24 protein-coding genes are annotated in these 21,384 nt (G+C 43.0%); 22 read left to right on the top strand and 2 right to left on the bottom strand.

The features are described from left to right. The first annotated feature begins 8 nt into the window (after positions 1-8). From IEV27_RS05590 to IEV27_RS05570, 6 genes are all read left to right on the top strand, one after another. The gene (locus IEV27_RS05590) at positions 9-884 is read left to right on the top strand and encodes a CE1 family esterase (RefSeq protein ID WP_188376447.1); all 876 of its coding nucleotides are present in this window, start codon (positions 9-11) and stop codon (positions 882-884) included. Between the two features lie 731 nt (positions 885-1,615). Further along, positions 1,616-2,377, top strand: coding sequence for a fumarylacetoacetate hydrolase family protein (locus IEV27_RS05585; RefSeq protein ID WP_188376446.1), 762 nt, complete (start codon positions 1,616-1,618; stop codon positions 2,375-2,377). After that, positions 2,374-3,108: a fumarylacetoacetate hydrolase family protein gene (locus IEV27_RS05580; protein ID WP_188376445.1), complete on the top strand. Its 735-nt coding sequence runs from the start codon at positions 2,374-2,376 to the stop codon at positions 3,106-3,108. Before IEV27_RS05585 ends, IEV27_RS05580 begins: the two co-directional genes overlap by 4 nt. Positions 3,109-3,119: 11 nt before the next feature. Beyond that, on the top strand, positions 3,120-3,500 hold the full coding sequence (locus IEV27_RS05575; RefSeq protein ID WP_188376444.1) for a 5-carboxymethyl-2-hydroxymuconate Delta-isomerase: 381 nt from the start codon (positions 3,120-3,122) through the stop codon (positions 3,498-3,500). A gap of 455 nt (positions 3,501-3,955) precedes the next feature. Continuing rightward, positions 3,956-4,072 carry a symporter small accessory protein gene (locus tag IEV27_RS20070; RefSeq protein ID WP_342590295.1) on the top strand — a complete coding sequence of 39 codons (117 nt, stop codon included), beginning with the start codon at positions 3,956-3,958 and terminating at the stop codon, positions 4,070-4,072. Further along, positions 4,069-5,658 carry a sodium:solute symporter family protein gene (locus tag IEV27_RS05570; RefSeq protein ID WP_188376443.1) on the top strand — a complete coding sequence of 530 codons (1,590 nt, stop codon included), beginning with the start codon at positions 4,069-4,071 and terminating at the stop codon, positions 5,656-5,658. Before IEV27_RS20070 ends, IEV27_RS05570 begins: the two co-directional genes overlap by 4 nt. Positions 5,659-6,127: 469 nt before the next feature. Here the strand turns inward: IEV27_RS05570 and IEV27_RS05565 are convergent, their stop codons facing one another. Next, on the bottom strand, positions 6,128-7,021 hold the full coding sequence (locus IEV27_RS05565; RefSeq protein WP_188376442.1) for a LysR family transcriptional regulator: 894 nt from the start codon (positions 7,019-7,021) through the stop codon (positions 6,128-6,130). Between the two features lie 192 nt (positions 7,022-7,213). Here IEV27_RS05565 and hpaE point away from each other — a divergent pair, with 192 nt between their 5' ends. From hpaE to IEV27_RS05530, 7 genes are all read left to right on the top strand, one after another. After that, positions 7,214-8,731, top strand: a complete 1,518-nt coding sequence (hpaE, locus tag IEV27_RS05560; protein ID WP_188376441.1) for a 5-carboxymethyl-2-hydroxymuconate semialdehyde dehydrogenase — start codon at positions 7,214-7,216, stop codon at positions 8,729-8,731. Between the two features lie 15 nt (positions 8,732-8,746). Continuing rightward, a complete protein-coding gene (gene hpaB / locus IEV27_RS05555) occupies positions 8,747-10,216 on the top strand; it encodes a 4-hydroxyphenylacetate 3-monooxygenase, oxygenase component (protein ID WP_188376440.1) in 1,470 nt (489 codons plus the stop codon). Positions 10,217-10,227: 11 nt separating this feature from the next. Next, complete coding sequence (hpaD, locus tag IEV27_RS05550; RefSeq protein WP_188376439.1) at positions 10,228-11,202, top strand: 3,4-dihydroxyphenylacetate 2,3-dioxygenase; 975 nt, start codon at positions 10,228-10,230, stop codon at positions 11,200-11,202. Between the two features lie 136 nt (positions 11,203-11,338). Continuing rightward, a complete protein-coding gene (locus IEV27_RS05545; RefSeq protein ID WP_188376438.1) occupies positions 11,339-11,800 on the top strand; it encodes a flavin reductase family protein in 462 nt (153 codons plus the stop codon). 18 nt (positions 11,801-11,818) lie between these two features. After that, entirely contained in the window at positions 11,819-12,688 is an 870-nt protein-coding gene (locus tag IEV27_RS05540) for an FAD synthetase family protein (RefSeq protein ID WP_188376437.1), read from the top strand. A 27-nt stretch (positions 12,689-12,715) separates the two neighbouring features. Next, a complete protein-coding gene (gene hpaI / locus IEV27_RS05535) occupies positions 12,716-13,630 on the top strand; it encodes a 2,4-dihydroxyhept-2-ene-1,7-dioic acid aldolase (protein ID WP_188376826.1) in 915 nt (304 codons plus the stop codon). Positions 13,631-13,715: 85 nt separating this feature from the next. After that, on the top strand, positions 13,716-14,507 hold the full coding sequence (locus IEV27_RS05530) for an SDR family oxidoreductase (protein ID WP_188376436.1): 792 nt from the start codon (positions 13,716-13,718) through the stop codon (positions 14,505-14,507). 45 nt (positions 14,508-14,552) lie between these two features. On the opposite strand, the gene IEV27_RS05525 is transcribed toward IEV27_RS05530, so the two are convergent. Further along, the gene (locus tag IEV27_RS05525; protein WP_188376435.1) at positions 14,553-14,747 is read right to left on the bottom strand and encodes a hypothetical protein; all 195 of its coding nucleotides are present in this window, start codon (positions 14,745-14,747) and stop codon (positions 14,553-14,555) included. A gap of 280 nt (positions 14,748-15,027) precedes the next feature. On the opposite strand from IEV27_RS05525, the gene IEV27_RS05520 reads away from it, so the two are divergent. From IEV27_RS05520 to IEV27_RS05480, 9 genes are all read left to right on the top strand, one after another. Further along, on the top strand, positions 15,028-17,091 hold the full coding sequence (locus IEV27_RS05520) for a cation:proton antiporter (RefSeq protein WP_188376434.1): 2,064 nt from the start codon (positions 15,028-15,030) through the stop codon (positions 17,089-17,091). A 436-nt stretch (positions 17,092-17,527) separates the two neighbouring features. Further along, positions 17,528-17,851, top strand: coding sequence for a cation:proton antiporter domain-containing protein (locus tag IEV27_RS05515; protein ID WP_268235635.1), 324 nt, complete (start codon positions 17,528-17,530; stop codon positions 17,849-17,851). 65 nt (positions 17,852-17,916) lie between these two features. Beyond that, positions 17,917-18,066, top strand: coding sequence for a hypothetical protein (locus tag IEV27_RS05510; RefSeq protein WP_188376433.1), 150 nt, complete (start codon positions 17,917-17,919; stop codon positions 18,064-18,066). Positions 18,067-18,399: 333 nt separating this feature from the next. Next, a complete protein-coding gene (locus IEV27_RS20185) occupies positions 18,400-18,816 on the top strand; it encodes a transposase (RefSeq protein WP_188376432.1) in 417 nt (138 codons plus the stop codon). A 150-nt stretch (positions 18,817-18,966) separates the two neighbouring features. Beyond that, positions 18,967-19,164: a hypothetical protein gene (locus IEV27_RS05500; protein WP_188376431.1), complete on the top strand. Its 198-nt coding sequence runs from the start codon at positions 18,967-18,969 to the stop codon at positions 19,162-19,164. A gap of 137 nt (positions 19,165-19,301) precedes the next feature. Then, on the top strand, positions 19,302-19,490 hold the full coding sequence (locus IEV27_RS05495) for a hypothetical protein (RefSeq protein WP_188376430.1): 189 nt from the start codon (positions 19,302-19,304) through the stop codon (positions 19,488-19,490). A 42-nt stretch (positions 19,491-19,532) separates the two neighbouring features. Beyond that, complete coding sequence (locus IEV27_RS05490; protein WP_188376429.1) at positions 19,533-19,730, top strand: hypothetical protein; 198 nt, start codon at positions 19,533-19,535, stop codon at positions 19,728-19,730. A 109-nt stretch (positions 19,731-19,839) separates the two neighbouring features. After that, the gene (locus tag IEV27_RS05485; protein WP_188376428.1) at positions 19,840-20,031 is read left to right on the top strand and encodes a hypothetical protein; all 192 of its coding nucleotides are present in this window, start codon (positions 19,840-19,842) and stop codon (positions 20,029-20,031) included. Between the two features lie 136 nt (positions 20,032-20,167). Then, on the top strand, positions 20,168-21,367 hold the full coding sequence (locus IEV27_RS05480; protein ID WP_188376427.1) for a S8 family peptidase: 1,200 nt from the start codon (positions 20,168-20,170) through the stop codon (positions 21,365-21,367). Positions 21,368-21,384 lie beyond the last annotated feature (17 nt).

Raw genomic sequence — 21,384 nt, 5'->3', positions numbered from 1 at the left:
GAGATGCTATGAAATCACACGTACAAGTGGCCATAGATACCATTCCATCTAAAGATGGAGAGCGAAGTTTTTACTACACGCTTCCTTCTGCCCAAGGAGGATTGATCCCGCTCGTTTTCTGCTTTCACGGAGCAGGAAGCAGCGCCAGGCATCATATGGGACTGACTCATTTTCACGAGCTTTCAGAAGAGGAAAATGCCTGTTTCGTTTTTCCTGAAGCTCTGCAGTTAGATTCGGAAGACCCGATGTCTAAACAGTTTAATGAAGGACGGCATAAAAATGCGGCTTATCAACATGAAGTCGATGATGTAGGATTTGTCATGCGCATGATTGATTACTTCCGTTCGCTAACCACGATAGATGAAGAGCGTATCTATGTAACGGGCTTTTCCAATGGATCAGCCTTTTCCATAAAGATGGCGATTGAGTACCCAGAATTGTTCGCTGGCGTTGGAGGCGTAGCAGGACCCGCCGTAAAAGAAGTAGCTGAAAAGGCATCCTGGGCGGAGTCAATGCCACTTATTTTCTTTATGGGAGAGGACGATCCTGTCGTTCCTTATGACGGAAAAGAAGATCCAGGATTTTTGATTGACCAGCTGTTGTCAGCGGAACAAACAGTTATGTTGTTTGCCCGCTCACTTCCTTTTCCTGTAGAAGAGGAGATTGCGAAAGATGGCAGCATCACTCGGAGAAGATTTTACTCCAGAGACCATTCAAACGAAGTCGTGTTTTATTCGATGAAGGATACAGGTCATACGTGGCCAGGCGGGCCTGTGAAGCAGGAGAACTGGCAGGCCGGAAAAGTTTGTCGTGAACTGAATGCCACGAACGTAATGTGGGAGTTTTTAAAAAAGCATGCGAGAAAGAGGCTGGGCCATAAGTAAAACAGTGATGTCAAAATACAAATGTTCGTATAAATGCAGATCATGAGCGTAGTTAAGATCATTAGCTGTGAAAATTGCCATCGTACCTTGAATGCTCATGCCTTGGAGAGCCGAAGATGAGGACATCTCATATCCGTGTTAAATAAGCTGCGAACAATGACGTCATCTTGTGGAGCCATTTCAAGGAAATAGTTGAAGGACATGTCGATGGTTCTTAGAATGAGATATTTGAACATACGAATGGGTCTGTAGATTGATCTCTGTTGATTCCACAATGAGCGTTTGGTGGTGACGCCTGGTCGATTAAAACCGGCCACGTCCTGTGGCCAACATCGACACTAGCACGTCCGGTGCGTCGCGGGAACAGCGCGAGCCGAAGATCCACTTGGTCAAGTGAACTGCTTGACCAAGTTAGCTGAGGTCGTGCCCGCGGCAAGCATCCACCGACAAGCTCATGAGATTCAACAACCAACTTTAACAGTTCTATTAGATTAGAAAGGACTGTTTCAGTGGCCACAAGAGTTTTGACGGAGCGATGGTGAAGATTTTTTTTTGAACATAAATCACCCGAACTGATTTCTACAAAATCGTTCGGATGATTTTTGTCGCAGCATGGTTTTATATGAATATTTTTTTCATATGGTTTCTAAAGTTTATAGATATTTTATATATAGAAAAGGGAGTGTTATTTTTAAATTATTGAATATTTGAAAAATGAAGGAGGACTGAGGATGAGTATAAACGTACGCGCACGAATGAATAGCCGACATTACGACGAGCTGCTTCAAGCTTCCTCAATGAACGGTGTGCTTCAGGTAGATGATGCTTCAATAAAATCGTGGGCGCCCCCCGTTAATGGCACCGTATATGGCACCCTTTTAAATGATCGCAAGGCGGTGGAAGCGATGGGGCAGCAGTTAAACGCAGCGCCCTACAAACAACCGCCAAAAGCACCTGTACTGTACATAAAGCCAATCAATACGTTAGCGGGCCATCAATCTGATGTGGAACTGCCTCTGGAAACAGACGAGCTGCATGTAGGAGCAAGCATCGGTATTGTCATAGGAAAACAAGCTTCGAAAATCTCCGAAAAGGAAGCCTATGATTTTATCGAAGGGTACACGCTCGTCAATGATATTAGCATCCCTCATGACAATGTGTTTCGGCCGGCGATTAAAGAAAAAGCACGAGATGGCTTTTGCCCAATCGGCCCGTGGGTTGTCTCGTATGCAGACGTCACGCAACCTGAAGACTTAGAAATAAACGTCTACGTTAATGGGGATCATAAGCAGCAGTTTTTAACGGAAGACCTGGTTAGACCTATTCCAAAATTACTGCAGGATGTAACAGAATTCATGACGCTTTTTAAAGGCGACGTGCTAATGATTGGATGCGGGCATGATCTGCCCAAAGTCACAGCAGGAGATACGGTAAGAATTGAATCAGCCGAGCTTGGTGTATTGGAAAATAAAGTCAGGAGGGTCCAATCATGAAATCGGCACGTGTAGCTTATGAAGGAGATATTTTTCATGCCGCGTTGATGGAGGATCGTCTTAAGCTTTCAAACGGAAAAACGGTCACCGAGGAGGAAGTGGTCTGGCTTCCTCCGATTCAGACAAAAACGTGCTTTGCATTAGGGCTTAATTATATGGATCATGCCAGTGAGCTCGAATTTCAAGCGCCTGAGGAACCACTTGTATTTTTAAAAGGACCGAATACGTTTATCGGTCATCGCGGTCGTACGAAGCGTCCACAAGATGTGACCCATATGCATTATGAGTGTGAGCTTGCTGTGGTCATTGGAAAGCAGACGAAAAACGTGAGACAGTCCGAAGCTTACGATTATGTAGCTGGCTATACGATTGCCAACGATTATGCGTTCCGTGACTATCTCGAAAACTATTACCGGCCTAACTTGCGTGTGAAAAACCGTGATCACAGTACTCCTCTTGGCCCTTGGTTTGTTGATGCCTCTGACATTACAGATCCGATGAATTTAAAGCTGCGTACCTTTGTAAATGGTGAAAAAGTGCAAGAAGGATCTACCAAGGATATGATTTTTGGTATCCCGCATTTAATCGAGTATTTAAGCGGATTTATGACGTTAAACCCAGGTGATCTTATTTTAACAGGGACGCCGAAAGGTACCGTAGATACCAAAGTGGGAGATGAAGTTATTACAGAGATTGAAGGACTAGGCCAGCTGAAAAATACGATTGAATAGGGGGGAGCGTTATGCCGCATATTATCTTAGAGTATACGGATAATTTGTCTGCTCATACGGATATAAAGAAACTGTTGGAGAAAATAAACGAAGCCGTTATCGCTCAGAAAGGTGTCTTTCCTATTGGCGGGATTCGGAGTCGGGCGTACGAAGTGAAAGATTATTACGTGGCGGATGGAAAAGAAAACGATGCTTTCGTGCACACCAGGATTAAGATTGGAAAAGGTCGCAGTGATAATGAGAAGAGCGACGTATGTGATGCCATTTTTCAAGTGATGAAGACCCATTTCAATGACTATATGAATGAGCATTACTTAGCTTTATCACTTGAGCTCGCTGAGTTTCAACATGCCACTTATAAATCGAACAACATTCATCAGCGTTTTTCATGAGGCCGGGACAAAACGATAGTTATTCTAGCAGGACGGGAAAAAACTGAATAAAGCGTAAAATAATCCGAACGATTCTATTGAAATCAGTTCGGATTATTTATATTACATCGAATGTACGCCGCTTCGTCAAAATACTCCGCTTTCCGTGGGCACGGACTCAGCTTCCTCGGAAAGCAAAGAACAATTTCCTGTGGAGTCTTCGTAAGTTGACTACGCAATATGGAATTCATTTTTGAATGATCGTAAATTATTCTTCTTTTCAGGTGACAATTATCTTTTATGCCCGTCCTTTATTTATCTATATGAATTTCGTACAAGAAAGCAATATAATTTGTATTTATCAAATGAAACATACAGTGATACTCTTTAATTGTTTCATATTTCTGACTATTTTATTTTGAAAGCGTTTACTAATTATTCGATAAACTTTGAATCTAAAAAAGGGAGGAAATGATATGTTTGGCTTTGATGATTTCTGGGTGGGTTTTGTATGGTTTGGAACGATTCTTGCTCCAATCGCATGTATTCTATATGGCACTGTGATGTGGAATAAAGGAGGGGAAGAGGAGTGAATGTATCCATCTTAGTTCCTCTCGTTCTAGTGTATATAGGCATTATGTCCTGGCTCGCCTATTACGGGTATAAAAAGACCGTCACGAAGGAAGACTTTCTCGTCGGAGGCAGGAACACCAATCCGATCATCATGGCATTATCCTATGGAGCCACGTTTATTAGTACGTCAGCTATGGTTGGGTTTGGAGGAGTAGCTTCTGTTTATGGAATGGGCTTGTTATGGCTCGCTTTCCTAAATATTGTGTTAGGAATTTTTGTAGCATTTGCGGTGTTTGGAAAACGAATTCGTAAAATGTCTTCCAAGATGAATGCAACAACCTTTCCCACATTTTTAGGAAAGCATTATGACTCCAAGTTCATTACCGTGTTTTCGGGTATTATGATTTTTATTTTCATGCCGGCTTACACAAGTATAGTGTTAATAGGGGGCGGACGATTTTTACAAGAATCGCTCGCTATTAACTTCAATGTTGCGCTGCTCATCCTTGCTTTCATCGTCGCAGTGTACGTTATTTCCGGGGGAATAAAAGCGGTTATGTATACGGACGCATTTGGGGCAGTGATCATGTTAATCGGGATGTCTATCTTTTTATTTGTCACGTATCATGCGGTCGGCGGATTATTTGAAGGCCATCAGGCACTGCAGGCGATGAAATCTATGGTTCCTGAAGACTTGGCAGCTGATGGGCATAACGGCTGGATGAGCATGCCGGACATGGGTTCACCGATGTGGTGGACGCTCGTCAGTACGATGATTTTAGGTGTCGGGATCGGCGTATTGGCTCAGCCGCAGCTAGCGATGAGAAGCATGACCGTGTCGAGTAACAAATCTCTTTATCGATCCGTCATCGTCGGTGGAATTTTTATATTCTTTATGGCAGGAGCGGCTTACATTATCGGTCCGCTCAGTAACGTTTATTTTATGGAAACGAACGGTCAGCTTGCTATTCAAGCTGCGGAAGGAAACACCGATCTTGTCATTCCACGCTTAATTAGCGAATTAATGCCCGAGTGGTTTGTTTACTTATTTACGCTGACGTTGATCTCCGCCACGTTATCTACAGTCAGCTCCTTAATTCACGTTCAATCGTCAGCGTTTGGAGAAGATATTCTAAGGACGATCGGTGTGAAAAAAGTATTCTCAGGCAAAATCAGTACGAACCGTCTAGGTGTAATTGTTGGTATGGTATTGGCGGTTGTCCTGGCGTACGCCTTACCGGGAGGGATCATTGCGCAAGCGACTGCTTTTTGGTTTGGCATTTGTGCGGCTGGATTTTTACCAGCATTAACAGGAGCCTTGTTCTGGAAAGGATCTTCAAAACAAGGGGCTTCTGCAAGTATGATTGTTGGATTTTCGATAAGCGTATTTGGTTTCTTATTTTTAAAAAGCTCTCAATCGACAGCTTTTGGTGTATCACAAGCTCTGTTTGGCCGAGATTTTTTACTTCCCTATCCATGGACGCACATTGATCCTTTAGTTTACGCTCTGCCTTTATCTACTATAGTGTTTGTGGGAGTAAGTGTGATGACGAAGTCTAAAGAAAAAACGGGGTGGAATAAAGAAAAAATAGACGCGGTCCAGTAATAAGAGGACAAAATAGAATAGACCAAATAATGATCCGAACGATTCTAATGAAATTCGTTCGGATCATTTGTGTGCCAAGTAAGGACTATTACCACCGCTCCGTCAAAACGCTTGCACGGCCTCAGATTCCTCGGAAAGCAAAGGGAGCTTTCCTGGGGGATCTTCGACTCGTGCTGTTCCCACAGGAGCCTTCACGTTTTGACTACGCTAAGAATCTGCAATTATATGGTTCCATTTTTTTATCGTAATTTTTGACATTATTACTTTACTTCAACTTGTAGCCATAAATTATTTATCTCTCTTAAACCAATGACTCTGATCATCTATTTTTGGAAAAAGGAGGAGACTTGTCGTCCTGCTCTGTGTACAGCCGCTCTTTTTGCCTGTTCTTATTCTCCAGAATAAAAAGAAGGAATACCAGAAGTCGACTTTTGACTTTAAAGCAATTTGCTTCTCACAGAACCCTTAATCATACATAACAAAATTGATCTTCAAACGTCTTGATTAGTCGTTGGGAAGCTTTTGTTAAGTACCGGTCCTTTTGCCAAATGACGGCCGATTCTGCCTTAATTTTCGCTCCGGAAAGGCGATAGCTTCTCATATTGTGAAAAGCAAAAGCTTTAAGCGTAGACTCGGGCACAATGGTAGCGCCGACACCTCTCGCAACAAGGGACAATAACATCGTGGCGTCCGGACATTCACACGTAATATGAGGTTCGACTCCGTGATCACGAAACTCATCCACGATTAATTCAAATTGGCCTCTGCCGCTAATACGATGCAGCAGCATAAGCGGAACGTCGCGCAGTTCTTCAAATTCAATCGCATCGCCATGGCTGCTAATGTTCCATGACTCAGGTGCGACGAGTACATAAGGCTCTGAAGGAAGCCTCAGCATATTAAACTCTTCCGACTGCATAGGCATACGAACAATCGCGAGCTCGATTTCCCTGTTCTTAATGCACTCTTCTAAAAAGTAAGTATCTCCCTCGCGAAGCTGATACGTCATATTAGGATGCTGGGTTTTAAATACGTTCAGCGCTGTACTTAAATAAGAAAAACATGACTTTGTGGATCCGATATGCATTTTACCGCGCATGCCTTCGCTTGTCTCTTGTACTTCAATCAGCGTTTCATCGAATTCGGTCAGCAAGCGTCCGGCTTTCTCAAAAAGAATTTCGCCTGCTTTGGTCAGCTCGAGCTTCCGGCCCTGGCGGTCAAATAACTTCAAGTTTAATTCTTCCTCCATAAGTTTAATTTGCTGGCTGAGCGGTGGCTGTGCCATATGCAGTCTTTTGGCGGCTTTAGTTACTTGCTGCTCCTCCGCTACCGTTCTGAAGTAACGCAATTGTTTTAAGTCCAACGTCAAACCCCTTTCCTTTATTTATACTTTTTATGTATAGAAAGTAAATTTTATAGATATTTTTCATATACTTTTTGATGTGATAACTTGAATATACAAAGTTTATCGAATATTTGCAAACTTTTTTGGAAGGGTTTGCATTTTTAAAGGGAACGAAAGTAAGCGCTATCATTTCTAGGAGGAGGATCTTTCATGAGTGACTTGCATATTGCCGCAGATGTGAAACGGAAGGCGCTGGCCAATGTTCAGGATGTTCAACTGTACATAAACGGCCAATTTTTAAACGCGGAATCAAATCAAACATTTGATAACATCAATCCGTTTACGAATGAAAAAATTAACAATGTTGCTTCAGGAGGAAAGGAAGACATTCATAAAGCAGCTATGGCTGCGAAAAAAGCATTCAAAGGCGAATGGGGAAAAATGAAGCAAAGCGAACGTCTTGCTTACGTTTATAAAATTGCTGACTTGATTGATGAGCACGTCGAAGAACTAGCGCCTCTGGAATCTTATGATACCGGCCTGCCGCTTAGCATCACGAAAAAAATGGTGAGCCGTGCTTCACAAAATTTCCGTTTTTACGCCGAGATGGTGTCAAGCCGCATGGTAGGCGATGCTTATCAGGTAGATAATGAGTTCTTAAATTATACAATTCATAAACCGGTAGGAGTGGCGGGATTAATCACGCCGTGGAACGCACCGTTCATGTTAGAAACGTGGAAAATTGCTCCGGCGCTGGCTACAGGTAATACGGTGATCTTAAAACCAGCCGAATGGTCTCCGCTTACGGCAAATAAACTCGCTGAAATTATTGATCAAGCTGGTCTTCCGGATGGAGTGTTTAATGTCGTTCATGGTTATGGAGAAACAGCAGGAGCTTCACTTGTCGCCCATGAAGACGTCCAGCTGATTTCTTTTACCGGAGAAACGACGACAGGCTCTGAAATTATGAAAAATGGAGCTGATGCGCTCAAGCGTTTCTCCATGGAGCTTGGTGGAAAATCTCCCATTATCGTTTTTGACGATGCCGATCTCGATCGAGCGTTAGATGCTTGTACGTGGGGGATCTTCTCCTTTAACGGTGAACGCTGCACAGCGAATTCTCGACTTTATATTCATGAGGACGTAACGGAAGACTTTATTGCTAAGTTAAAAGAGCGTGTCGATCACATTACAGTTGGTGATCCGTTAGATGAATCTACTCAAGTCGGGCCGTTAATTCATACGAAGCACAGTGAAAATGTGAAAAGCTATCTTGAGCTTGCAAAAGAAGAAGGGTGCGACGTGTATCAAGGAAGCGTGCCTGAAGAATACAGCCGCGGCAACTATGTGCCGCCAACCCTTTTACTTAACGCCGATAACTCGATGCGTGTCGTACAGGAAGAAATCTTTGGACCGGTTTTAGCGGTGATGACGTTCCGGGATGAAGAAGAAGTGATTGAATTAGCGAACGGTGTACGTTACGGGTTAGCCGGCTATGTATGGACAAAAGATATTCAACGCGGTCACCGTGTCTCGCAAGCGATTGATGCAGGTATGCTTTGGATTAATTCGCAAAACGTCCGTGACTTAAGAACACCGTTTGGTGGTTCTAAGCACAGCGGCATCGGGCGTGAAGGCGGTTATTACGCGTTTGAATTTTACACAGAAATGCAAGTTGTTCACGTAGCCCTGGGTGACCATCGCATTCCGCAGTTTGGCAAAAAATAAAGGGAGGAATTTACGATGCCTGCAAAAACAGGAGCTCAATATATCGATCGATTAAAGAAAGCGAAAAACAATGTGTACATTGGCGGGGAGCGAGTGGAGGATCCAACGACGCACCCGGCTTTTAAAAATGTCATTCAATCGATGGCGAAACTTTACGATACGCAGTATGAAAAACAAGATAAAATGCTGTATACATCTCCACAGACAGGTGACCAGGTAGGGATGACGTTCTACCGCCCGGAAACGATAGAGGATCTGATTAAAAGAAGAGAAGCCATTCAAGAATGGGCTCGTCTATCCGGTGGGATGATGGGGCGTTCTCCTGATTACTTAAACGCAGAAGTAATGGCTATGGGTGTAGCGAATGACTTATTCGCCGAAGATGATCCAATGTTTGCAGAAAATGCAAAGAATTATTATGACTACGCGCGTGAAAATGACATTAGTTTAACGCACACGTTGATCCATCCTCAAGTGAACCGTCAAAAAGCACAGCACGAGCAGAAGGATGCGAATGTAGCCCTGCATTTAGTAGAAAAGCGCAGTGACGGTATCGTAGTGGATGGCGCCCGCTTATTGGCAACGCAAGGCGGCATTACGGATGAAATTCTAGTCTTCCCTTCTACTGTGAAAAAAGCGGGAGAGCTTGATGATCCGTATTCACTCGCCTTTGTTGTCCCTAATAATACGCCAGGACTTAAATTTTTCAGCCGTGAATCGTTTGACTACGGAAAACATGAATGGGATCACCCGTTAAGCAGCCGCTTTGAAGAAGGAGATGCGATCGTCTACTTTGATCATGTCTTTGTGCCGTGGGAGAAAGTGTTTGTATGCGGCAATTCATCGATTTGCAACCGAACGTTTTTGGAAACGAATGCTGTTGTTCATATGTCTCATCAAGTCGTCGCTAAAAATATCGTAAAAACGGAATTTGTTCTCGGTGTTATTTTGAGCGTCATGGACTCCATCGGCATCGATAAGTTTCAGCACGTTATGGATAAAGGCACAGAAGTGATGCTGATTTTGGAAAATATGAAGTCTCATCTATATAAAGCGGAGCATAACGCAAAATTAGATAAATGGGGCACGATGACTCCTGACTTTGAAGCATTAAATGCAGCGCGTAACTGGTACCCGAGAGTGTATCCGCGTATCACAGAAATCCTTCGTATTCTAGGAGCTTCAGGGCTAATGGGGATTCCTTCTGAAGCGGATTTTCACCACGAGGAAATGGGACCATTGCTTGACCGCGCGCTGCAATCTAAAAATCTAGAAGGCTATGACCGGGTGAAGCTTTTCCGTCTGGCATGGGACGTAACAATGAGTGCATTCGGCAGTCGTCAGACTCATTATGAATATTATTTTTTCGGAGATCCGGTAAAAATGGGCATGACTTATTTTGAACAGTTTGATAAAGAGCCGTATAAAGCATACGTACAGGATTTTTTAAATAATGTGAAGTCTTCAAAACCGACTAATGTGTGAGGAGTGAGAATGTGAGCTTTGATATTATTCGTTCAGGTCGCGCCGTTTTACACGTGAAGGACCTGGAAAAATCCCGCAAGTTCTACGATGCCCTTGGTTTTATAGAAACAGAGTCAGATAAGGAGCAGATTTTTCTTAGAGGCTTAGAAGAGCATAACCATCATAGTTTGCTGTTGAAGAAAAAAGCTGAGCCAGCACTGGAAGTCATCAGCTATAAAGTACGCTCAGAAGCGGACCTGGATCACTTGGCAGCTAAGCTTGAGCAGGATGGCTATGAAGTAAAGTGGATCGATCAGCAAAAAGCGCTTGGCCGTGCTTTCCGTTATCAAGACGTGTCCGGGCTGCCTGTTGAATTCTATGCCACCATGGATACTGTGGACCGCAAACTGCAGCAATATGACCTGTATAAAGGTGCGAAAGTACAGCGCATCGACCATTTCAATTGTATGGTTCCTGATGTGGAAGCGGCCCAGAATTATTATATGAAGGAACTCGGATTTGCCTGCTCGGAGTATACCGCTGGCGAAGAGGATAAAGTGTGGGCTTCCTGGCTGCATCGTAAGCCAAGTGTACACGACGTTGCTTTTATGAACGGGGAAGGACCCCGGCTTCATCACGTAGGGTTTTGGCTGAAGGATCCGATGAGTTTAATTGATGGCTGCGATGTGCTTGCCTCTTTAGGCTATGGTCCGAACATTGAGCGCGGGCCAGGTCGTCACGGTTTATCGAATGCTTTCTTCTTGTATTTAAGGGATCCTGACGGCCACCGTATTGAATTGTACAATGGCGATTATTTAACGAGTGACCCGGATTTCAAACCGATCCGCTGGGACTTAGATGATCCGATGCGTCAGACTTTCTGGGGTCATGAAGCGCCTGACTGCTGGTTTGAGGAAGCGACAGAAGTATTACATGTCCATAATGAAGAGAAAGTGGAATTGAAAGCAGCGAAGTTGAAGAAGCGTAAACCAACCTTCGTGATCTAAAGAATTCTCCTTTCTGATGCAGCAGGCATGGTATCGCGTTGGCAGGAGGGGGATGTACCTACCTCCCTGGAGTGTAAGTTCATGTTCAACCAACAGGCTCATTCTTGAGTCAAATCAATAAATGAGGTGATCAATAATGGATGATCGTATGTTCCGAACAGCTATGGGAAAGTTTGCCACAGGGGTCACCGTCATTGCTTCGGAAGCTAACGGTGACGTGCATGGCATGACGGCTAACGCGTTTATGTCTGTTTCACTCGATCCTAAGCTTATCCTTATATCCGTCGGAAAAAACGCCAAAATGAATCAAACGATTCAAGAAGCCCAAAAGTTTACCGTTAATATTTTATCGGATTCTCAACAGGAGATGTCGATGATTTTTGCAGGTCAATTAAAAGATCGAGAGGTAGCTTTTGATACGTTCGAAGGAATGCCAGTCATCGAAAATTCGCTCGTGAGCTTGGCGTGCAACGTCTATGATTCTCATGAAGCGGGGGATCACATGTTATATATTGGCGAAGTCATTAACTTAAGTGTGCAAGATGGCGAACCGCTTACCTTCTTTGAAGGTAAATACAACAATCAAGTGACTTCATAAACAAGGAGGGGTGGGAGAATGGAGCAGATTCACATTGATTTTCCGATACGGTCGGAAATACAAGGGGCGAGTGAGCCGTGTGTCATGGCGCTGGGATTTTTTGATGGCGTCCATCTAGGGCATCAGGAAATCATTAAAAGGGCAAAAGCCATCGCAGATCGGAAAAAGCTGAAGTTGGCGGTGATGACCTTTTTTCCACACCCTTCGTCAGTGATTCCAAAAGGTCCTAAAGTTACGCATTATTTAACACCGTTACCTGTAAAAGCAGAGATCTTTGAGCAGCTCGGTGTCGATCTTATGTATGTCGTAGAATTTAATGAACAAGTGGCAAAAATTCCGCACGATCAGTTCACGGATGCCTATTTATGTGGGTTAAACGTGCAGCATGCTGTGGCTGGGTTCGACTATAAATACGGATTTAAAGGAAAAGGCACAATGGAGCAGCTCACTTTAGACAGCCGCGGCCGTTTTGCCGTGACGACGGTTTCTAAACTCGAGAAACATGAACAAAAAGTCGGGTCTACGTTGCTGCGTGAATTAATATCCACTGGAAGAGTAGAGAAGGTGAACGATTACTTAGGGAAAGAGTACGAGATGGTGGGACAGATGAACGGATATGGGAAAACAATCGAAGTGAAGATTGATCCGGCTTATTTTTTACCGTGTTCCGGATCTTATGAAGTCACTGTTTCTTATCAAGGCTTTCGGGCAAAAGGAGTTTGTGAAATCAGCTCGCAAGCTGCGAATGATCAACTAAAGATACGTCTGTTTCATGAATCATTACTCGGTCACGATGAGCCAGTGGTTGTAGCCTGGAACAATTTTATTGCCGATTTCGAGATGCACGACTTTCATGCACAGGCAAACATGCTTGACGTACGTTTATAAAAGCAAAGGAGGAATGAAAGAATGGCAATTGATTATAGTGAAATTAAATCAAGGTTAAGAGGATCGATTACCCCAGTCATTACACCGTTTAAAGCAGACGGAGCGATTGATTTTGAAAAAATGAGTGAACTGATTGAATTTCAATTAGCGAACGGCACGCATGGAATCTCGGTAACGGGAACGTCAGGAGAGCCGAGCTCCTTAACACTAGAAGAGCGTGAGCAAGTTATGGAACATTCGTTTAAAACAATTAACGGCCGTGTTCCTTTTGTACCAGGTACAGGATCGACAAATCATGATGAAACCATGCGCTTAACGAAAAAAGCCGAGCAAATCGGGGCTGATGCTGCGATGGTTATTGTGCCTTATTACAACAAGCCTAATCAGCATGCTCTTTATAAGCACTTCAAAACGGTAGCAGACTCTGTGGAGATTCCGATTATCATTTATAATATTCCTGGGCGTACAGCACAAAATCTACACGTCGATACGTTAGCTCAGCTGACGAAAGACTGTCCTAATATCATTGGAGTTAAAGAGTCGAACAAAGATTTTGAGCATGTCAATCGCGTCCTTCAACGCTGTGGCCGAGACTTTCTTTTATTCTCAGGAATCGAGCTGCTATGCTATCCGATGCTAGCTATTGGCGGTGCAGGTTCAGTCAGCGCTACGGCAAACGTGTTACCTGGTAAAGTGGCTGAGATGCACGATGCCTGGTTTGACGGTGACATAGAACGTGCGCAGAAACTCCACTATGAGTTGATGGAGCTAAACGACGTTCTTTTCAAAGATACCAATCCTGCCCCTGTAAAAGCCGCCCTTGGCATGATGGGCAAAATTGAACCTCATTTGCGTCTGCCAATGGATGTACCATCTAGAGAACTCCAAGAAGAGATTCGTGCGACATTGAATAAATACGATATTGCTTTACAATACGTATAAGCAGAAGGAGCACAAGACGCCGGGCCGCGTCTCGTGCTCCTTTTTTGATATACTGAGCTTACATAAAAAGGAGAGGGTGGATGAAATGGATTTACAGTTACAAGGTAAGTCTGTAGTCGTAACGGCAGCAAGTAAAGGACTGGGTAAGGCAACAGCTCTGGAATTTGCTAAGGAAGGGGCCAGCGTACTTATTTCAAGTCGTAACGAAAAGGAATTAGAACGTTCCAAAAACGATATTATTGAACAATCTGGGAACGAGAACGTCGCCTATGAAGTTTGTGATGTGACGAATCCTGATCACATTAAGAAACTGGTGCAAAAAGCGGTTAACTGGAACGGGACTGTCGATGTACTTATCAATAATGCTGGAGGACCTCCAGCTGGGACGTTTGATGATTTTTCAGATGAAGATTGGCAGCAGGCCTTTGAGCTTAATCTTCTTAGCTTTACAAGGACTATTCGGGAAGTGCTTCCATCTATGAAAAAGCAGCAAAGCGGCCATATTATTAACATTGCTTCTTCTTCCATTAAGCAGTCCCTTGATCATCTAATTCTTTCAAATACATTTCGAGCAGGAATTGTAGGATTATCGAAAAGTTTATCTCAAGAATTAGCGCCCGATAATATATTGATTAACACCGTGGGGCCGGGAAGAATTGCAACGGACCGTGTAGAAAGTCTTGATCAAAAGAAGGCAGAATCACTGGGTGTTTCTGTAGATGAGGTAAAAGAGCAGGCTGCTCAATCGATACCCATAAAGCGTTATGGAGAGCCCGATGAGTTTGCCAGGACCGTCGTGTTCTTAGCCTCTGGGGGCAATACGTACGTAACGGGGCAGGCGCTCGTAGTAGATGGAGGGCTCGTGAAAGCATTGTAATACGAAGAAAAAGGTCTCCCGTCATACAGACGATGGAGACCTTTTTTAATGGTTTTTCTTTTGTTGAGCCATCATTCCGAATATTTTTCGTAAATAATGAAAACTAAGGTAACCAAAACCTATGATAAGTAGTACACTTAACGCCACCCAGAAGTAGCTTAATAAATGCGGTAAAAATAGAGTGATTAAAGTAAAAAGAACAATTCCAATCATGTAGAATGTGGTTAAGCGTATCGCCATTATTACCCCTCCTGATATCTCTAGTATAAAATAGGAAAGAATCCGTTTACAACCTTCGTTTTTATAAAATTCGTTAGGCAGAGAAACATTAAAATTTTGTGAATGTGTGTGTATGTATTGTCTTTTGAGAAAGATGTATAGTATATTATTGACTCATATAGTGACACTTTTGAGGAAGAAGCAGGAGTGACACAAAAAATAATAGAAATCGACCCATATGTTGATATGTAGTTGACTCTTAGTGTCAGTGATGGTCTTTGTAGATTGTGAGGGTTAAACGATGAACATTCCATTACAGGAACCAGTCATTATCTTTGGTTTAGCTGTATTAATCTTTCTATTTTTTCCTATCTTAATGGGAAAACTAAGAATTCCTGCTATCATCGGGCCGATTGTAGCCGGTATTATCATTGGTCCTAACGGATTGAATTGGTTAGCGAGAGATTCGACCATCGAACTGCTAGGAACCGTAGGATTATTATTTATTATTTTTATAGCGGGTCTTGAACTGGATATTGACGGTTTTAAAAAATACCGTAACCGAAGTATCGTATTCGGATTATTATCCTTCTCGATCCCTCTCACTCTAGGAACGCTTGTAGGCGTTTATTTAGGCTTTAGTATTCCAGCGTCTATTTTACTAGGGTCCATTGTCGGCTCCCATACGCTGCTGGGTTATCCTATTGTCAGCCGTCTTGGAGTGACGAAAAATAAAGCCGTGACAACAGCGATAGGGGGAACGCTATTAACCGACACGTTAGCGATGCTCGTGCTCGCTGTTGTTACAGGGGCGGCTGAAGGCGAGCTTTCCGTTACTTTCTGGGCCCAGCTCATCATTGCTACTGCCCTCTTTGCTGGCGGAATCTTCATCGTGACCCCATATGTGTCCCGATGGTTTTTCCGAAACTCCAATAATGACGGTGCTACCGAATTTAATTTTGTGATGGCGATCTTATTCGTTGCAGGCAGTATCGCTCTATTTGCCGGTCTGCAGCCGATCATCGGTGCTTTCCTGGCTGGTTTAGCATTAAACCGTTACATCTATGACCATGGTCCATTAATGAATCGCATTCGTTTTACAGCTAATGCTCTATTCATTCCTTTCTTCTTATTATCTGTTGGGATGTTAATGGACTTAAGTGTTTTAATTTCTAATCCAGAAGCGTGGCTGGTTACGGCATTGATTGCATTTGCTGTTGTGTTTGGTAAGGCTGCTGCTGGTTTTATTACGAGTAAGATTTACGCGTATTCTGTGCAGGAAAGAAAAATCATCTTTGGTTTGTCCATTTCTCAGGCTGCTGCCACTTTAGCATCGACGCTTGTAGGGTATGAGATTGGTTTGCTCAATCAGCAAACGGTCAACGCAGTCATCGTGATGATTTTAATGACTTGTATTTTAGGACCTTACTTTTCAGAAAAATATGCGCGCAAGCTTTCTACTTCTCAAGAACAGACGCCGCAAATGGAAAGTATGCCGGAGCGAATTTTAATTCCGCTGGCTAACCCAGGAACGATGGAGTCACTTATGGACTTAGGGTTTGTCATTAAAAAAGCAAAAGGAACTGGAGAACCGCTTTATCCGCTCAGCGTCGTGCAAAAAGACTTAAAGAAAGCAAGTACAGAAGTGGCACAGGCTGAAAGAATGCTCGGTCACTCGGTGATCTATGCTTCTGGAGCGGACGTACCCGTGAAGCTTTTAACACGAGTCGACCGAAACATCGGACGTGGAATTGAACGTGCAGTGGCTGAAGAGCGAATCACGACGATCATTGCCGGTTGGAATGGTCAGCGAGTAGGCAGCCAAAAAATATTTGGCGGCATTATCGATAATTTCTTAGAGCATACGTATCAGCGCTCATTGATTACGAGGATTCGTCATCCGCTGAATACGACGGAACGCATTATTGTAATCATCCCTAACAATGTTGCATTTAAGCCTGGCTTTGAAGATTCCATTTCGATTATTAAAGACATTGCCGCTCAGCTTAATGCTTCGCTGAAAAGCTATGTGGTACGTGATAATCTCGACACGTATGAAGCCGTGTCCAAGCGCATCCGTCCTAATGTACCGATTGACTTTTACTCTTCGGAGAGCTGGGAATCGTTATATGAAGAGGATTTAACGGGTATTAAATCCAATGATCTCGTGATTCTTGTCAGTGCGCGTCGCGGAACGGTTGCTTGGCACCCTGAACTAGAATTACTTCCAAAAAAACTTGCAGATATGAACAAAGGTAGTTTAATCGTCTTCTATCCAACGGAGATGAAGGAAGCAGATTTACGCGGCACAAGAGGAACGGAAGTACCAAAAGAATTATTATTTAGAAGCGACTATCATGATTAATTACGAAAAGTGAGCCTCAAAGAGGTATCCTATCTGCTTGTAGAGAAACGATGGCTTTCTCTACAAGCATTTTTTTGCCTTAGGTTGGAGAAACAGCAACTCTTTTCACCCACGGAAAACGACGTTTCTCCAGGTCTAAGTTTTTTCCGACAGTTTGAAATCACCTTTAGTTGGTTCTTTTTTTGTAGGTGGAAAACTTGAAGTCAGCGTGAAAAAAGCAATTGGGATAAATTTTAATCATTATCCCTCTATCCTTCACGTATTTTAAATCCCTCGTGATTGACTGTATCCCCCAATTGTAACTGCTTAAATTCACCACAAGGAGACTCAAGCGTATATGCTATTTGAATCATTTGGAACAGACTCTTTTTTGCTAATTACCGCTTTGCTTTTTTTCAGTGGAATATTAGTGGCCCGGTTTTAAAGCCGATGGGGCATTCCTTCCCTCGTTTTGTTCATCTTAGTAGGAATGATTGTCGGGAGCACCGGGCTCGGACTTATTTATTTTGATAATGTATGTACAGCTCAAATTATCGGCGTGTTTGCTCTCGTGATCATCTTGTTCGAAGGTGGTTTACATACGAAATGGACGACGGTTCGTTCCGTAGCTGGAGCATCTCTTACTCATCACGTGATTACGCCGTATGGTGAAACCAAAATAAAGGAAGGCGATTTCCTTTATATTTTGGTGGAGACGAAGTATAAAGAAGAGTTGAAAAAGGTTCTTAAGAAAAAGTCAGTGAAAGAAAAGAGTTCTTAAGAAGTATAAATCCTCCCCCTCTTTCAAATGCTATCAATATCAATCATACGAAAGGGAGGATGAAGATGTCGAATAAAGATAAGAAAGTCAATCATCAGTTTAAAGAAAACAAAAATCATGGGGAACATCGTAATGGCCGGTTAAGTCCATTTAAAAACCATAATAGCCAGGGTGGCGAAGAACCTAACGAATATGTCACGAAAAGAGAAGAGTAAAAAGCTTGGAACAATACTAAATGACGCATAAAATAATCTGAACGATTCTATAGAAATCAGTTCGGATTATTTATGTTCAAGAAAGGATTTTCCCCATCGTTCCGTCAAAAACTTGTGGCCACTGAAAAAGTCCTTTCTAATCTAAAAAAGCTGTTAAAGTTTGAAGTTGAATCTCACGAATCGCTTGTCGGTGGATACTTGCCGCGGGCACGGCTTCAGCTAACTTAGTCAAGAAGTTCACTTGACCAAATGGATCTTCGGCTCGCACTGTTCCCGCGACGCACCGGACGTGGCCGGTTTTAATCGACCAGGCGTCATCCCCGAACGCTCATCGTGGCATCAACAGAGATCAATCTACAAACCTATTCGTATGTTCTACTCTTAAAAACCATCTATACTTTGTCTGTCATGGAACGGGGGCAGGTCTATCCTGAAGATAATGGCCGCCCATCTCTGGCCCCCTATTTTCATGGCAACTGTTCAGAACGTGAGTTAGAACAGCAGATCCAGACCAATGTGGCCTACCGGTGGTTCTTGAGGCTGAACCGGCTTTCCAATGAAGGGAAATGGATTTCCTACATGAGAAAAGAGAAAGTGAAGGAACAGGTGCTGATGACGGCTGACTGTAAGAATATGAGAAAGACTGTCCTCCATCTAGCAAGGGTGAGCTTGGTGAAGGAGAGTCTTTTTCTGTCTTCAATAGTTTCCAAGGGGCCTTCGCTCCTGGCGGCAAGAAAAAAAGCTTGCTGAAAAACAGGTGTTTCTCCACAAGCTGACCAGAGTGTGTCCGCTCTGTTTTTTTTGTATATTTAACCATTTTCACATGAAAAAGAGGTATATTTTTGCGAGCTGCCGCCTATACTGTCTAAATATACATTGACGGTAAAGGAGAGATGATCGTTGGATCGAGCATGGCTACATGAACAAGTATTGAGTGTAAAAGGACAAATTTGTTCAGGGGAACTGCGGTTTAAGTCTCAGGATGATTATTTTTTGCAGCAACTAGATAAAGTAAGAGAATGTGAGGATGGATTAGTAGATATGAACACGGTATCACCGACATTGATGACTTTAATTCATGCGATTAATAAGTCATAAGACGCCCTAAATAGAGGGGGTCTTTATTTTTTTGAGAAAAATTTTCTTATACAGGAAGGAATATGTATAAATTTGTCGAATAAGTCCGATAGAATAGGTATAGGTTCGGGGTCTATTAGGTCAGAGGAGGGAGTCATATGACTGAGTCTTTGCGACTTGATTTTCATTCGTACATTTTTTCCATTACGGATCGTTATGATTGTGAATACTGCAAAGGCCGTTCCATGGGGCCGAGACATGTGTCATTTACAAATAAAAAGTTGGCAGATGTGTTGATCCAATGTAAAGAATGTGCAGCGACTGAATATATAAAAATAGTAAAGTAGGTCGCAGGGGATGAGACAGTAGAGATAAATGGAGGTGTCGTATTGTTTGGAGAGGTAGATCATGGTTCAATAAATAACATTGTGTTCCACCTATTCTCTTTAGGCACCTGTATGATAGTGGCTGGTATGATAAGCATCGTGTTACTCAAGGAACTAAAACTTCCTTTACGAGTGACAAGGTCGATTGCTTCACTGTTATCGATTGGTGTGGCGTATGTTTATTATCAAACCTTCTTTTAGCATCAAACCAGCTGAAGGAAACTGAGAATGAAAGGACAGATTGACCATCGAACCGATTAAAGAACTATACTTTGGAAAAAAGAAATTGAAAATTAGTGGAAAATTTAGTGTGAGAATTGATAATACAATAGTCATTGAGCCAAGCACGGCGCCAGAAGCGAAGATCAATCAGTACATAGTGGAAAAGAAGAAGGCTGATAAAATCGCTGTTAAATCCTATTACGGAGTACCGCCGCGTGAGTTAATAGGCCCGTATGTAATGAAGAAGATGCACGGACTTCTCGTGCTCGGAAAAGAATAAATTGCCCAAGTGGCAGGCTTGAAAGGCTCTTTAACAGACTAAAATCACTGAACCTTTCCCAAGTCGAAACAGCAGGAATTCCTCCATATTTTGGTGAATCTGTATTACAGAACCAAAATAAAGGAGGAATTTTTTTATGAAGTGGAAAGGTTTAGCTACACTGTCGCTGGCAGTTACCCTGTCACTTATGCCGAATGCAGGAGAAGCTTCAGCTGACACAAAATCCGAACTGCCTAAAGTGGAGACGAAGTCTGAAGTGAGCAAGGGAGATTATGTCAAAGGTGAAGTTGTCGTTAAGTTTAAAGAAGGAAAAGGAAAAGCGGCAGAACAAGCTGCCATTAAAGGAGCAAGTGCTTCAGAGATTGAAGATAAAGATGTGGTTGAATCTGATTTTAAAGTATTAAAGGTTGGTAATGTGGAAAAAGCAGTGGAATCTTTGAACAACAATCCAAACGTAGAATATGCTGAGCCTAACTACGAGTTTGAAACAACATGGACTCCTAACGATACTTACTACAGCAGCGCGCAATATGGTCCGCAGAATACGAACACCGAATCAGCATGGGACATAACGAGAGGAAGCAGCAGTCAGCAAATCGCGGTTGTAGACTCAGGAGTGGACTATAACCATCCTGATTTAGATGGGAAAACAGTCCGCGGCTATGATTTTATTGATTATGACTATAATCCAATGGATGAAAATGGGCACGGTACCCACGTAGCAGGCACAGCAGCGGCTGAAACAAACAATGCCCAAGGAGTCGCAGGCATGGCGCCTAATACAGAAATCTTAGCTGTCCGGGCACTTGATGCAAACGGAAGTGGTTCACTTGCTGCCATTGCCGATTCAATTCGCTACTCAGCCGACCAGGGTGCTGAAGTTATTAACCTCTCACTAGGGTGTGATTGCGATACACAAACACTTGAAAACGCAGTAAATTATGCGTGGAATCAAGGGTCTGTTGTCATTGCAGCAGCAGGAAACGACGGGGTATCTACTACATTTGAACCTGCATCATATGCGAATGCCATTGCTGTAGGCGCTGTTGATCAATATGATAACAAAGCATCCTTCTCCAATTATGGAACGTGGGTTGATGTCACTGCACCGGGTGTAGATATCGCTTCTACTGTACCAAATGGCGGCTATGCTTATATGTCCGGTACGTCAATGGCTTCACCCCATGTTGCCGGTCTAGCAGGGTTATTAGCTAGTCAAGGACGCAGCAATTCTGAAATTCGTGCAGCTATCGAGAACACAGCTGATTCAATTTATGGAACAGGCTACTACTTTAACGATGGACGCATTAACTCTTATGCGGCTGTAAACTATTAATCTATTGAAAAATAGTA

The organism is Halobacillus andaensis, from assembly GCF_014636475.1.
Taxonomy (GTDB): domain Bacteria; phylum Bacillota; class Bacilli; order Bacillales; family Halobacillaceae; genus Halobacillus_A; species Halobacillus_A andaensis.
This window is presented reverse-complemented; position numbering and strand designations above follow the sequence as displayed.